We start from the raw sequence: 17619 nt of genomic DNA, 5'->3' as shown, positions 1-17619 counted from the left end.
AGTTTTTAACGGTATAAAGTAAAGTGTCCAACAAATTCTCTTTCGTCTCTTTCGCCATTCAGTTGTACTACATACCAGTAGTCTCCAGTTGGCAATTCATTGTTTAAATATGTTCCATCCCAACCTTCAGAATCGACAGATTGTTCAGAAACCACTCTACCATAACGATCAAATATTTTTATTAGTATTTCAGGGTATTGTTCAATGTTTCTAGGGATCCATAAATCGTTCTGCCCATCACCGTCAGGTGTAAAGAAATTAGGCACTTCAATGTCTATGAATTCCATAAATATGCTAGCAATTGTAGAACATCCATTCTCATCTACAACACGCACCTCATAGGTATCCGTTCTTGTAACGTAGAAAATGTTATTGTCTCCATTGTCATAACCATCAAAGAAGTATGTATAGCCTTCACGACCACCTTCTACAATAGCGGTTATTTCATTCATATTGTTTTGCTCCAATACAAGCGTCAATGGTTCAAATGCCTCTATTTCAAAATCAATTATCTGTAAACAACCATTAGAATGTGCAATGGTAATATAATGGCTACCCGGTGCTGAATTTCTGAAATCAGGATTCAACTGAAAAGCAGCTGGGTCAACAGAATCTATTGCATAAAGCACATCGCCAATTACACTATCATCTTCTAAAGTAATATTCACAAAATTGTCTGGCGTATCACTAGAACATTCATAAACTGGTACTACGGTAGCATTAAGGTTTACTCCGGTTTCTATGTCAACAACCACATTGGTATCACAACCATTAGCATCTTTTATGACAATTAGGTAATTACCTGCTGCCATGTCATAGAATTCTGTTCTATTTAATACAAAATCTGCATCGTCATTAGAATTCAGTGCAGTACTATATGGTGCAGTACCCCCTGTTATTTCAAGAATTATAGAGCCATCTTGACTATCAACACAGATTTCTGGTGTTGTCTCTACTGTTACTTCTAAACTTGCTGGTTCAGAAATCGTATATGTCAAGTATTCAAAACAACCGTTTTGGTCTTGCGCAATTATCGTATACTCACCAGGTGTTAATTCTGTAAACGTATTTTCATCAAAGAATTGATTAAGATTCGGTGAAATTGCATATTGATAACCGCCTGCTCCACCAGAAAGTGTAACAGTAATTTCACCATTGTTCTCACCTTCACAGGTAATGTCAATAACATTATCTGTGTAAGAAAGTGGCGTAGGCTCATCAATAATAACTTGTGCCGGTGCTGTTTCACAATCATCACTAACTACAGTCACATAATACGTGCCTGCACCTAAATCTCTAAATACACCTTGAGACTGAGGACCTGCTATTCTAGACGCTACGCTTAAAGAACTATCCGTGAACAATTCATATTGATAGTTTCCTAAACCACCATCAGCAGTTGCATAAATAATTGCAGTGCTTTCTCCTGTACAATTTAGTACGGCAGCAGTATCATCCACAAATAACAATAATGGCGGTATTTCGCTTTCTGTGATTGCATTAGATATTGCAGATTCACAACCGTTGACTGCATCACGTACATAGAATTGATATCTACCTGCACCATACTCACCTGTTTCAGGTAATCCAATAGGGTTAGTTGTCATTGGTAAGAAGTTGATGTTATCTACACTATACTCATATGTACCACTACCACCTGTTGCAAAAAGCTCGAACGCTACACCAGACTCACACGTTAATGCGTCAATTCTAATTAAGCTCGCCTGTACTTCAGTTGGCTCTCTAACCTCAACAGTATTTGTTGTAGTATCACAGTTCCAACCATCAACTACTGTAATACTATAGAGACCTGCTCCTAAATCAGTAAAATTAGGATTGGTTTGTATTCCAGTCGTATTTGTGATCGTAGTACCCGTTTCATCATAATAATTCAACTGATAGCTATACATACCGCTACCGCCACCGGTTACATTTGCCGTAACAACAGCACCCGTGTCACCGTAACAAGCTAAATCTGTTACAAGCGGAGTAGCATTTGCAACTATAGGTGTCGCAGCTACCAGTGTTTCAGTATAATTAACCACACACCCGGCATCATCAGTAATACTTACTGTGAAGTCACCTGCTGCTAAATCTGTAAAAATCCCTTCATTAACATCATTCATTGTATAGACATCACCCGTTGTGGTATTTGTCAACACAATATTATACAGTCTATAACCACCTTCAACCTCAACTCTAATTACACCTTGGTCATCTGTACATGTGGCCTCTGCTAAAGTTGTAACAGTTCCACTTAATGGAGTATCCGGTGAAATTATAGTTACGATGTTAGTATCTTCTGAACATAATGGAATATCTGTTTCTGTAATGGTAACATAATAGCTACCACCAGATAAACCTGTTATCGTTCTTGGATTAACACTCGTATCTGAAGCTGTTGCCGGAATAATAGATGTACCTGCGGCATTGAATACCTCATATGTATAATTACCTGTATAGCCATCAATATCAATTTCTAAGCTACCGTTTGCATCACCAAAACAAGTAACTTCTGATACCGGTGTTGCGGTTGCGGTAATAAAATCGAAAGGAGCAACCGTATAACTTTCTGTGTTTACATAACAACCCGTATCTAAGTCTGTAACTCTAAATACATAGCTACCAACAGTATTTAAATCATATGTTGCAGAAGTAGCCGTAGAGCTTACCAATGTACCTGTTGCATTACCAATTGGTAACAACTCATAACCGTAGTTATGTGCCAAACCATTATCGGCAACAGTGATTGTTATTGTTTCATCAACACTACAGTTAATAGCTACATCTTGAGCAATAGAAGCTGTGAACGTGTTTATAGGTTGAATTGTAACCGTATCGAACGTGATACATCCTTTAGCATCTTTTACATATACATCAATAGTTTGTGCACTTCCTGTATCTGATACATTGAATGTATTTTGTGATTGGAAGATGATATTATCTATACTGTATAAGTATGGTGCGGTACCTGTACCTGCGCCAGCAGTTGCCGTTATCGTTGCGGTGTTAACACTATTATCTGCTGAACAGTTAAATTCTGTCGCCACTGCACTAACTGTTAATTCTAGTGGTTCTGTGATAGTTTCATTTTTGATGTCTTCACAACCTCTACTTGAAATAACTCTTACTTGATATTCACCTTCTGGTAAACCATTGAATAACGGATTTGTCTGTATTGCAATCGGAGTAACCAAATCTGCAATATCATATATTTCATATTGATACTCAGGATTTGAATTTGTAGCTGGGTCAATGTTTGCTCTAATACTACCATCTGTACCACCAAAACAACTTACGTTTACTATAGTCGCATCTAATAGTACTGGGTCTACCGGTGCATCTAATGTCTGAGTTACCGTTCTTTCACAAACAGGGTTTGAGGTATCTAAATCTCTTACTAAGAAACTATATGTACCCTCAGCAACTAAACCTGTAAAGATTGGATTATTCGCCTGTGTTACAGCTGGACCTGTTGGAGGTGTCATTATAAACTCAAGGTTTGTTGAACCACCAGTAACGTTAACTGTGATTTCACCTCCTGGTATTGATGAACAATCAATAGACTTATCTACTGTCGTAGAAACATCCATTTGCTCATAAAGCACCACCACATTAGTTGTAAAAGGACAATCCCATTGGTCAATAATCTCTACGTCATAACTACCAGCACCTAAGCCTGCAAATACTCTAGTATTCTGTGGTGCACGGAAATCAGTACCGTTTAATCTTAATTGGTATGTATAGTTACTTCCTTGTCCGCCAGTAGGCATACTTACTTCGATTTCTCCTTGTAAGTTTGTGCAGTTCTCTATATTTACTTCTAGTATTGCCGCTATCGGGTCTGGAACATCAAGTACAATATTATCTTGAATTAATCTTTCACAACCTTCTGCATCACGAGCCCAAGCTTGGTATGTACCAGCTCCTAATCCTGTGAAAGAAGCATCTGCTACGAAATCGGTTGGTAATGTTGGAGCGACAGTGTCAACAAAATAAGTATAACCGCCCCAACCACCGACTACGTCAGTTATTGTAATTGAACCATCATTTCCAGGTACACATGTAATAGCTGTTACTACAGTATCTCCCGTAATATCCGCATCTGGTCCTGCTATATTAAAAAATTCAACATTGGTACAGAACGGGTTATTTGTTTGTGAAATGGAAACATAGTATTCACCAACACCCAAGTTGATAATCGGTGTTGGACCGTTTGCCAATTCTGTTCCACTAAGGACAGAAGTATTGTCGGTACGGAAAATTTCCCAACTGAATCCTGTGTTATACGTAGCATCGACCAATTCAAAGGTAACTTCACCGGTATCCGTTCCAAAACAGATTACGTCACTTGTCTTAACGACATCGATGGTAAACGTATTTGGCTCTTCAATAATAGCTGAAGCCGTTAGTATACAACCCGTATCCGTATGTCTTACTAAGAAATTGTAGTTTCCAGCGGATAATCCTCCAAACACATTGGTAGGAACATAAGTTGAACCGTTATCGATACTGTATTCATATTTTGTATCATCACTAGCGGTAGAAGTTGCCGTAACCGTAATTACACCATCACTACCTGGCGCACAAGTAACCGTTGTAGTCACTGCGGCAGTTGCACTTGTAAGTTCATCATAAGGCAATACCGTAGCCGTTGTGCTACCAGAACATCCTTTATCGTCATATACATTGATAGTATAGGTCTCCCCTGTTCTATCTGTAACCGTTAATACATTTGATGTACCAGACTGAACTATAGCTGAACTACTATCTATAAACTCATAGGTAACATAGGTACCGCTACCACCGGTAATGGCAGCCTGGTCTACAGTAATTGTAGCGTTGTTAGGATTATTGCCCACAGTACAACCGAATTCTAGTACCGAAGTATTGATGTTAGAAATTAATGCAGGTTCATCAATTACAATGTTACCTGATACTGAACTACAACCATTGGTTCCTGTTGCTGTTACTACGTATGTATTTGGAGGTAGACCTTCAAAAGTATTGTTACTAGCATTAAATGTTCCTGCTACAGGAGATATGGTAAATGTTAACGGATTAACTCCGTTTTCAACTTGCGTCAATGTAATTGAACCATCATTAGATCCAAAACATGTAATATCTATATGAGAATCTGTAAATACCGGCTGAATTGCAGGAGCTAACTCTTGCGTTACCGTTAGTTCACAAACAGGATTTGAAGTGTCTAAATCTCTAACTAAGAAACTATAAGTACCGTCAACGGTTAATCCTGTAAATGTTGGATCATTCAGCTGAGTTACTGCAGCACCAGTTGGAGGTGTCATTACAAACTCAAGGTTTGTAGAACCACCAGTTACGTTGATAGTAATTGTACCACCTGGTATACTTGTACAATCAATAGCTTTATCTACCGAAGTAGTAGCGCTTAATTGCTCATATAATTCTACTGGATCAGTTGTAAATGTACAACCCCATTGATCTGAAACAATTACTTCATATTCACCAGCACCTAGACCTGTAAAAACTAGCGTGTTTTGTGGTGCTCGGAAATTAGAACCGTCCATTACTAATTGATAGGTATAGTTACTTCCTTGTCCGCCAATTACGTTGCTTACGGTTACTTCGCCCTGTAAGTTTGTGCAGTTCTCTTGAGTAACAAGCAAATCGGCATCAATAAGATCTGGAACATCAAGAACAATGTTATCTTGAATTAATCTTTCACAACCTTCTGCATCACGAGCCCAAGCTTGGTATGTACCAGCTCCTAATCCTGTGAAAGAAGCATCTGCTACGAAATCGGTTGGTAATGTTGGAGCGACAGTGTCAACAAAATAAGTATAACCGCCCCAACCACCGACTACGTCAGTTATTGTAATTGAACCATCATTTCCAGGTACACATGTAATAGCTGTTACTACAGTATCTCCCGTAATATCCGCATCTGGTCCTGCTATATTAAAAAATTCAACATTGGTACAGAACGGGTTATTTGTTTGTGAAATGGAAACATAGTATTCACCAACACCCAAGTTGATAATCGGTGTTGGACCGTTTGCCAATTCTGTTCCACTAAGGACAGAAGTATTGTCGGTACGGAAAATTTCCCAACTGAATCCTGTGTTATACGTAGCATCGACCAATTCAAAGGTAACTTCACCGGTATCCGTTCCAAAACAGATTACGTCACTTGTCTTAACGACATCGATGGTAAACGTATTTGGCTCTTCAATAATAGCTGAAGCCGTTAGTATACAACCCGTATCCGTATGTCTTACTAAGAAATTGTAGTTTCCAGCGGATAATCCTCCAAACACATTGGTAGGAACATAAGTTGAACCGTTATCGATACTGTATTCATATTTTGTATCATCACTAGCGGTAGAAGTTGCCGTAACCGTAATTACACCATCACTACCTGGCGCACAAGTAACCGTTGTAGTCACTGCGGCAGTTGCACTTGTAAGTTCATCATAAGGCAATACCGTAGCCGTTGTGCTACCAGAACATCCTTTATCGTCATATACATTGATAGTATAGGTCTCCCCTGTTCTATCTGTAACCGTTAATACATTTAATGTACCAGACTGAACTATAGCTGAACTACTATCTATAAACTCATAGGTAACATAGGTACCGCTACCGCCGGTAATGGCAGCCTCGTCTACAGTAATTGTAGCGTTGTTAGGATTATTGCCAACAGTACAACCGAACTCTACTACATCTGCATTCACGTTTGTAATTTGTAACGGAGTACCTACCGGACTATCAACTTCCAATTCACAACCACGACCTGAAGTAACACCCACTACATAATCTTCTGCAGGTAAACCTGTAAATGTACCTGTTGTTTGTGGCGTACCAACCGGAGTTAATGTTGATGGGGCTGTTCTAATATATAATTGATATTCATAAACAGGATTATCCATTGATGCATCTAACGTTGCAACGATGGTACCATCAGAATCACCAAAACAAGTAACATCTGTCATCACCGTAGTAAATAATACCGGTGTAGCTGCTTCAAGTGTTATAATTGTTTGAGCACTACATCCACTTAGTGTAGTATCATAAACAAATGCAGTATACGTACCAGAATCTAAACCTGTAAAGCTGGCTAATGTCTGCGGAGCTCCGTTTACACTTACGCCACCTTCAAATAATTCATACTCGTAGTTTGTAGATCCGCCAAAACCAGTTATTGAAATTTCACCATCTCCTTCAGCACATGATGGTTGTGCAACAATCTCGGTAGAAATAGAAATAGGAGCAAAAATTTCAATATTTTCAACATTTCCACATCCGTTAAAATCACGAACCTGAACTGTGTAATTACCAGAACTAAGATCAGTAAACTGATGCGTTGAACCAGCAGTAGTTAACGTAGAAGACTGGTATGAACCACTATTTATACTAAGTGTATATGGTTGAGAACCTTCTCCGTCTAACGTAATTTCTATAATAAAGTCACCTTCATCTGCAGTACATTGGTTGATTACCAATCCAGAAATTACTGGGGTTGGGTCATCTGCAATTGTAACATCTAACGGTAGTGTTGTTGAACAACCATTTCCGTCCATTACATAAATATCCCATTCTGTATTTACAGAAGGATCTAATTCTTTGTAATTGTTAGTTTCATAATCTGTTGCAATCGGAGTAACTCCATTTTCAACATATGCATAAGTATAAGAACCGTTACCACCACCTGCAATAACCGTTACATTAGCATCTTCTGAACAGTACCCATTATTTTGGTCTGCCAGAGTCAAGGTAACAGGGTTCGGTTCTAATATTCTAAACTCAAAAGTATTTGTACACTCAGGTGTAGCTGCCTCTTGGAAGAATAAAACATAATCTCCTGGAGGAATGTTAGATATTGTTTCCGTAGCCGTTGGACCAGGACCGTTTGGACCTGTTACACTACCTGAATATGAACCACCTAAAGGTGTGTTGCTTATACTTTCTCTTAATTCATAGTTAATGGTAGTCACTGAACTATCATAACCTTCAAATTGAAAAGCAATAGATCCATTGGTATCACCAAAACAAGCAACATCTGTTACCGTCGGTGTTGGCACAACATCAATAGTTGATAAATTAGGGACATCTACCTCAACGAAACTAGAACATCCGGTGTCAGTATCAATAACTTGAAAAACATAACTCGCTCCAGGGTTTAGTCCGTTGTAAGTTGCTACCTCTTCATCAGCAGTAGCTCCAGGCGCCTCAGCGTCCGGTGTTGTACCTGCACCATAAATTGTAAAATCATAATTACCGGAACCACCGCTTGCAGTAAGCTCAGCTGTTCCACCCGTAATACAACTTACAGGTAATAAAACAGGATCAACCGATAAATACGGACTAGATAATACTCTAACCGGATTCTCGTAATACTCACAGCCATTGGCATCCAATACACGAACATAGTAATCTCCAAAAGCCAAACCGCCAAAATTAACTACTGTTGCCGTTGTATTCACCACTGGGTTTGGACTTGTGGTTACTGCTAAATTATTTAAGTTGTCGTAAAGCGTATATGTAAAGTTTGGCTCGCCACCACTTGTAATAGTTATTTCGATATTACCTGGTACATCTCCAGAAGGACCACAACTAACGTCTGTAGCTACAACATTGGCATCAAATAATACAGGGTCAACAACAGTAACACTACCGTTATACGTACACTCTTTAGAATCCCTAACAATATAGTTATAAGTACCAGCGGCTAAACCTGTATAAACACGTTGGCTTGTAAAAGCACTACCATCAAAACTAATTTGATATGGTGAAGACCCAAAATTAGGATCAACGTTGATTTCAACAATACCATTGGTATCACCAAAACAAGTAGGATTGGTAACAGTTTCGCTAGCAACAGGATTTACCGTTGCCGTAACCGTAACTACATTAGAAACAGCAGTACAACCTTGATCATCTGTCACTCTAAATCTATACGTACCAACAGTTGAAGTTGTATATGGGAATGTTCCGGCAAAAGCAGCAAAGCCACCGCCGTTTACTTCTAATTCATACGTGTAAGGAGCATACCCACCATTGGTCACTAAATTCATAGTAGCATCTGGTGATATAGAACAATCTAAGTCTTTCGTTAATGCAAGATTAGCCGTTAATTGAGTTTCAATATCAAATGATACCGTGTCTGTACATCCATTTACATCTCTAATTTCAAAAGTGTAATTACCAGGAGTAAGACTTGAGAAAATATTAGAAGTAGTAAAAGTACCCGCACCCATTCTATAGGTGTATGGAGCCAAACCGCCAGTTGCGCCAACTTCAATAGTTGCTGCTCCAGTCACAGAAGAATCAAAACACACATCTGAACTCGGTAAAATACTTGCAACAGGAGCAACAGGTGCTGTTAATGTAAAAGTATCCGTATCCGTACATCCGTTTGCATCGGTAACCGTAATGGTATGTAAACCTAATTGATCAAGACCAGTAAATACTCCTGTGTTTTGTGCTGGCGTTAATGAAGCATCTGGTAATTGAATTACATAAGAATATGCAGCAGTACCACCAGTTACCGTAACATTCACGGCACCATCATCAATACATGTAGGTTGTGTTGCCGTATTAGAAACGGTTAAAACCGCAGGCTCATTTATTATTTGTGTCAATATTTCAGTACAACCGGCAATAGGGTTACCAACATCTCTAACATAGATTGTATACGTACCTTGAGATAAACCAGTTATTTGATGTGTTGCAGCAGTATCGCTACCTTCAATAGTTGCAAAAGCACTATCATAGCTATACTCATAACCACCTGGTCCAAAATTCTCAACTTCAAAAGTTATGGTACCAGAACCATCTGCATTACAATCTAAATCTTCGTAAGATATAATTGCAGCTTCAAAGGCATTTCCATCTTGAACATCAACAACAATATCTGTTGTACAATCACTACCATAATTTACGGTAATTGTATGTTGACCTACTGCTACGTTGTTAAATACATTATCACCTATTTGAGGAGTATTACCATCAATACTGTAGGTATATGAAGCATCATTTGGAAGTATGGTAACAATCCCTGTACCATCACAACTGTAAGCAACACTACTAGTCAAAGTAGGTGCTGTTGGTAATGGCGCTATTACGATATTGGGAAGACTTATTACACATGCAATATTATTGGCATCTCTAACCTGAACCGTAAATGTACCATCTGTTAAATCTGTATACACAGTTCCGCCAGCAGTAGCTGCAGTCCAAGAACCACCATTTAAGCTATATTGATAAGAACCGGAACCACCAGTTGTAGGTGTTACCCCGCCAACTGTAATTTCTGCCAATTGATTACAGGTATAATCCTCTGTTTGTGCACTTTCAGCTACTATTTCCGGTAATTCAGAAACAGGAACAGATACGATAAGCTCACAATCGTTTGTATCTCTTACGCGAACATCATAAGTACCCGCGGTAAGATTATTAAAAGAACTTTCTGTACCAAAAGCACCACCATCTATACTATACGTATATGGTGCTTCACCTCCACTGGCAGCTATAGAAACACTACCGTTGTTACCACCAAAACAAGTAACATCAACAACAGTTGGTGTTGCGGCTACGGGAGCATCTTGGTCTATATTAATATCATACATTGCAGGACACGCATCTGCGCCTCCATTATTATCAAGAACATAAACATCATAATCTCCGGCACCAGATATGGTAACCGGGTTGGTAGCTGAATAGTCTCCTGCTGTTGGAGTAACCCCATCGGCAACAACCGCATAAACATAATTACCATCACCACCTGCAGCGGTAATATTAATTTCACTATCAGTATCACAAGCTGTTATTGTACTGGCGCTTGCACTAACTGTAACTTGTTGTTCTATGGTAACGGTTTGCGCTGGAGCATCACAACCAAAAGCATCGGTAACTTCAACAGTATATGTACCATTTGAAAGTCCCGTAAACGTATAAGAAGTTGCATCTACTGGTGTTGGAGTTACAAAAGAACCACCATTGATTCTAAATTGGTAATCACCATTACCCGCAGTAACATTTACCGTAATAGTTGCATCATTACTGCCACTATAACAAGTAGTTTCCTGTAAAGTAAAAACTGGTATTTCTGGTGCTGTAACTACAATTGGTGTATCACTTACATCTGAACAACCATTTGTATCTCTAGCACGAACATAATATGTACCGGCAGGCAAACCGTTAAAAACAGCATCTGTTTGGTATGCGGTTACAATGCCAAGTATATCTTCTTCTAATTGATATTCATATCCTGGAGTACCACCTGTAGCACTAGCGGTAATTTCTGCACCGCCATTATTACATGTAAAATCTTGCGTAAGATCTGCATTAGTAATAACCAATGTTGGTTCGTCAATAGTTTCATCAAAAAATGTTACACAACCCGGCAAAGTACTTCCCGCCTCTCTAACATACACTCTATAACTACCAGCTGCAAGTCCAGATATGGTTTGTGGAGATACCGTAGTACTTCCTAAAATACTGGCAAAATTATCTAAGCTATACTCAAATCCGCTTGCGCCATAATTATCAACTTCAAAAGTTATTGAACCAGAATTATCTGCATTACAATCTAAATCTTTAGAAGAAAGTAAAGACGCTTCAATAGCGTTACCATCTTGAACATCAACAACAATATCTGTTGTACAATCACTACCATAATCTACGGTAATTGTATGTTGACCTACTGCTACGTTGTTAAATACATTGTCACCTATCTGAGGAGTATTACCATCAATACTGTAGGTATATGATGCATCGTTTGGAAGTATGGTAATAATCCCTGTTCCATCACAACTATAGGCAACACTACTAGTCAAAGTAGGGGCTGTTGGTAATGGCGCTATTACGATATTAGGAAGACTTATTACACATGCAATATTATTGGCATCTCTAACTTGAACCGTAAATGTACCATCTGTTAAATCTGTATACACAGTTCCGCCAGCAGTAGCTGCAGTCCAAGAACCACCATTTAAGCTATATTGATAAGAACCGGAACCACCAGTTGTAGGTGTTACCCCGCCAACTGTAATTTCTGCCAATTGATTACAGGTATAATCTTCTGTCTGTGCGCTTTCAGCTATAATTTCAGGTAATTCGTTTATAGATAGTGATAATATCGCTTCACAACTATTCGCATCTCTTACCCTAACATCATACGTGCCAGCGGTAAGGTTATTAAAAGAACTTTCCGTACCGAAAGTACCGCCATTGAAACTAAATGTATAAGGTGCCTCACCACCACTTGGTGCTAAAGAAATACTACCGTTATTTCCGCCAAAACAAGTAACATCTACAACAGTTTCTGTTGCAGCTACAGGAGCATCTTGGTCTATATTAATATCAAATACCGTTTCACAGAAATCAGCATTACCGTTATTATCTCTTACATACACGTCATAGTCACCTGTACCGGTCACCGTTACTGTATTACTTGAGTCAAAATCACCAGCGGTTGGTGTAATACCATCAGCTACTACAGCGTACACATAATTACCATCTCCACCAGCACCAACAATAGTAATATCAGCATCTGTACCACAAGAAGTAATATCATTTGCTGTTGCGTTTACGGTCAATGCCGGGTCAATTATTATAGTTTCTGTATCTGTACAATTATTTCCGTCTCTAACATCAATAGTATATGTACCAGCTGCAAGTCCAGAGAATATATTGGTACTACTAAAAGCACCACCGTTTAAGCTATATTCAAAAGAACCGTCACCACCAGAAGAAATGCTGGCCGTAAGAGTCAATAATACAGCATCATCAAAACAATCTTGATTTGGCGTAATTACTAAAACTGGTGCAGTTGCAGGATTAAGATCAAAAGTAAATGGTATACTACAGTTGTTTGCATCTGTGATAGTACCGTTATATGTTCCAGATTGACTAAGACCTGAAAAAGAACCTGTACTATTAGTTCCGAATACAGAAGCATCTGGGTTGCTCAGTTCATATACATAACTTCCCCACCCGCCTGTTGCAAGAACACTAACACTACCAGCAGAAGTACAACTAGGTTGTATTTCAGTTAAACTAGAAATAGTCAATGCCGAAGCCGGACCTTCTAATTCATGAGAACCTGTATATACACAATTGGTATCCGTATCTACAATTTCTATTGTATAAATACCAGCAGCTAAATTATTGATATTGTCAATTAAAGCTTCGGTACCTCCAGTTCTTTCAACCCCTGCAGGACCAGTAATTATATACGTAAAGTTTTGACCTGCTTGGAAATTTACATTAAAACGAATAATCCCGTCTGCAGCGCCAAAACAACTTATAGGTTGTGTAGTTTGTCCGTTTACAGATATAGGATTAATAGCATTTATCGTATAATTTTCTTCATAGAAACAACCATCGGCATCGGTAACTCTTACCGTATATGTATCAGGCGCCAAACCTTCAAAAACAGCATCATTTCCTGAAGTGCTCGTAGGGTTAAGTGCAGAAGGTGCAATAATGGTATATACATATGGTGCAGCACCATTAATTGCGTTTACCGTTAAGTTTGATGTTCCTGTAGGACATGTAATTTGAGACTCTACAATAGTTAAATCTGTTGGAGGGTTTGGTCTGTCAATTACTATTTGATTTGTAACAAAAGTACAATCGTTCGCATCTCTTATTGTAATGGTATAAGTACCATCTGTAAGGTTTTCAAAACGGTTTGCGTTTGCCGTTGTATCTGGAACAAAATTGATTCCGTCAATACTGTATGAATAAGGTGCAGTACCACCTGCTACATTTTGAGCCTCGATAATACCTTCTTGTAAACAGGTATAATCTTGAATTAAAACAGCATCGCCACTAATTGCAGCTGTTGGTGCATTAATGGTAAATGTTTCTTCAGAAATACAAGTTGCCGTACCCCTTGTTTGGGTAATTTCAACGCTATATTCACCTGCTGCCAAGTTTGGAAAACTACCCGTACTGTTATTTGCTAATGGTTGATCTGTGTCATCAAATAATGCGAAATCTAATGTGTACCCATTAGTGTTAGTAACGTTAAATTGAATTCTACCTGTTGTTTCTCCGAAACAAAGTACATCTGTAACCGTTGTTGGGTCAAAATCTGCAGTAGAATGGTATTCAATTGTAACGGTATTAGATTCTACATAACAACCCGTTCTATCTAAAACTAAAAAGACATAATCACCAGCACCAGAAACATTAAAAGTAGTTTCTGTTTGAAAGTTGGTTGCAGGAATATCAGCAAAATCTGAATAAGAAGTAACAGTTGTTCCGCCTTCATCAACATAGCTCCAAATCACGTAAGAGTAATCTGGGTTACCACCATCGGCATCCATAAATATGGTACCGTCTTCACAAGTAATATGTTGTGTTACACTTGCGGTAAGTTCTAAATCATTTTCATCTAAAACAGTTATTTCTCGACTATATTCACAACCATCAGCGGTAGAAATATAGGCAATATAATCTCCAGCACTTACATCTCTAAAAATGTGGTTATTATCACCTTTACCATCTTCACTATCTATTAAAGTACCCAACCCACTATCTGCACCGTCATTTCTTCTGATTTCAAAATCATAAGTAGAATCAGCGTTTGTAATCTGAAGCGAAATAGTACCTAAATTGAAACACGTTTCTGGAGTTGCACTTACACTATAAGTTATATCTCTTTCTCTAATACCTATTACCGGTGTAGTAAATATACATGCATCTTGTATAGGGTCGCCATTTAAATCAAGTTGAGTAACCTCTACTCTATAAGAACCATTTTCACCAGAACCAAAATCAAAACTTGGACCATTGTTTGCACTAAATGGTACTATAACATTATTACTATCATTGTCTACCAATTGATAACCATAACCTGCTCCAAGGTTTGTTATAGTAATATTACCATCAGTATCACAAACAATATCCCTATTATTAAACTCAATATCTAAATTATTCTGAAAGCCTTTAAAATAAAAACGGCTAGTACACCCATTTTGGTAAATGACAGAGAGCCTGTATTCACCTGGCGCATTCAACAAATAATTACTCCCAGTACCTACTTCTGTCCATGTACACGTAAGTGCTCTATTGGCACAATCCTCTCCCGCCTCGGCATTAACTCCACAACTACCTTCATCTAAAAGTTCCCAAGTAACACTTTGGGCATCAACAATATTAACCGCTAATGGTTGAGAATCATTAACACCACATAGGAAAATCTTAGGAAGCTCGGTGCCGTCAGAACAGAAAACTATTTCACCTGGTATATCATTGTTTGGGTCGGTATCACCGTTTACTTCATTAAAATACTCTATAACGGGATTTGGTAAATTCCCAGAACCAAATGGTTCTACAGTAATAATTTCTTTGAACCCTTTACATGGATCTGCAACAATTTTATCAACTATATACTGACCAACAAGAGTTACAACTTGTGTACTAGGATCATTATCTGGATCACCATCATTAATTTCAATATCAGAAGCATCTATTTCGCCATTACTATTAGTATCTCGATACCATATGTAGGAATCAAATCCGTCACCTGCATTTAAAATAGCACTTGTACCACAAAGCTCTATGGTTCTCTCAAAATTACAATCAGACAAATCATCTAAAAGAAAGTTGGTTGCTCCAGGTATAACAAATCCACATGAATTAAAGTCAGTTACACTAGGGTCATCGGTCACTTGCGCAGAATTATTCTCACCTCTATATGAACTATATGCAAGATTTTCAATTAAATCAGAACAAGCGTCAATAAAATCGAAACAGTTTTCGGCTACCTGTACTCTAAAAATAATGGAATATTCTCCATCTTCATCTTCAACAAATACATCTGGAACATTAAATATTATTTCTCTACTTGAAGGATCATAAGTGTATGTTATCTCATAACAAGTTCTTGGGGTTCCTGTACAAATCGGTGCAGGAAAAGAAAAATCTGTATCATTGAAAAAGCTTCTGCCATCTGGTGGAGAAACGTTTACAGGCAACACATCTCTTATGGTATAGTTTACACCATCGTCATTACCAATATTTTCAAAAGTCAATACATAATCTAGAGTTTGTCCTAAATTTACACCTTGCCCCGTTATGTCAACACCACCAGGAGTCTGTACCCTTTTTTCTAAAACAATATTTGGAGCAATAATATCAACATCAAAAGAAGTAAAGAAAATATCATATTTATCTTGAGAAGAACTGGCTCTTAAAATAGCACTGGTAGCTCCATTTGGTATAATCGTATTACTGGCACCACCATTGGGTATTTCAAAAAGATCAACATCCCAACCCAGTGTGTTTATACTATTTGGGTTTCTATTTGTATACTGAGTATCAAACTGCGTTATACTTGAATTAAAAAAATTGTTTGCTGGATTTTGACCATTAGATAATGTAGTAAAAGAACCGTTTGCATTTATTTGTAAAGCGTCACCACCAATTCTATTATCACCTTCTAAAGCGCCAACTCCCATATTTGCATACACAGGAAAAGGTGCTGGTAAAGTTGTAAATCCGTTTACCGGAATATCAATACTTTCTCCTGATTTAACACCCGCATAACCATCAAAAGTGGTAATAAATTTATCTCCGGGTAAATTGGGGTTTTCATATACAATAACCATTTTCCATCCACCGGAAATACCACCTGAAATGTTATTTCCTGTACTAGCTCTTACATTGGCTACAAAGTAATCTCCATTTGGGTTTCCTAAACCAGCTACTATAGAAGTTACATCTTTATACGCTGCATAAGGGCTGTAGTAACCAAAATCAACATCGCCGTCACCATCAAAAATTATCTCATCTGCCGTAATATCTTGATATGCGCCACCTGGCGTTCTAAACTTAATATCATCAATATTACTTCTATCAGGATTTACATATACTGCAGACCAATATAAACCTGCATAACGTACCAATGAACAATCAACATCTGGTATCTCTAAATTCGCACTACTAGAACTAAATGTAGTATCATCATTATCGATATCAATGTATCGCATGTCATAATTATCATTATAATTTGAAGCATTACCTGTGGCATTAAGAGGTACATTTGCAGATACCTCTGGTGTAGTAACCCACTCTAATCTCCATCTACCATTTCTCCAAACCCATTGCCTACGGGTTGTAGAGGGCTCATACCTGTTTACAATATTATTTGCAATGAACGTAAGTTCTCCTCTAATATCCGCTTCGTAACGAACGTCGAAGTCATTTTTAACCTGAGCAACCGCTGTTTGTAAACCTAGTGCCAAGAATAAAATGAAAAATAAATATTTTGAGTACTGTTTTCCCATAAGAGAAGTGTGTTTGGTAAAATCTAAAAATTGAGTCAGTTTGGTCATTTTGTAAATTTTTGAAGCCTTCCTATCATTCGATATCAATCTCGCATCGTTCCACGCGGAATTCTCCAATAACAAATATTATCCATACTGATTGGCTAATGAATTTATTGTTGTAGCAACGAGGTTTTCTGTTGTGAAACGGCTAATAGAATGGGTTTGTGATTTTGAAAAATGTATGTATTTCAACGATAAGAGACGTAGTAGCGTTACTTTACTCTTTTTTAGTTTGTAGTAAGTTGAAAATATTTAATTGTAAAAATTTCTTGAATAATGCTGTAAATATTCACTC

At 38.0% G+C, this 17619-nt stretch carries 1 protein-coding gene; it reads right to left on the bottom strand.

The annotated features are described in order from the left end of the window. Window positions 1–5: 5 nt before the first annotated feature. Window positions 6–17330 (bottom strand): T9SS type B sorting domain-containing protein, encoded by a 17325-nt coding sequence (locus PXD56_RS00720; RefSeq protein ID WP_276491446.1) that lies wholly within the window; start codon window positions 17328–17330, stop codon window positions 6–8. Window positions 17331–17619 lie beyond the last annotated feature (289 nt).

Origin of the sequence: Maribacter zhoushanensis, from assembly GCF_029350975.1 — a bacterium.
Taxonomy (GTDB): Bacteria; Bacteroidota; Bacteroidia; order Flavobacteriales; family Flavobacteriaceae; genus Maribacter; species Maribacter zhoushanensis.
The sequence above is the reverse complement of the archived record's forward strand: the minus strand, read 5'-3'. Positions and strand labels throughout refer to the sequence as shown.

Excerpts from the sequence above, each read along its gene's own strand:
- PXD56_RS00720 (WP_276491446.1), bottom strand. The coding sequence starts at position 17,330 with ATGACCAAACTGACTCAATTTTTAGATTTTACCAAACACACTTCTCTT.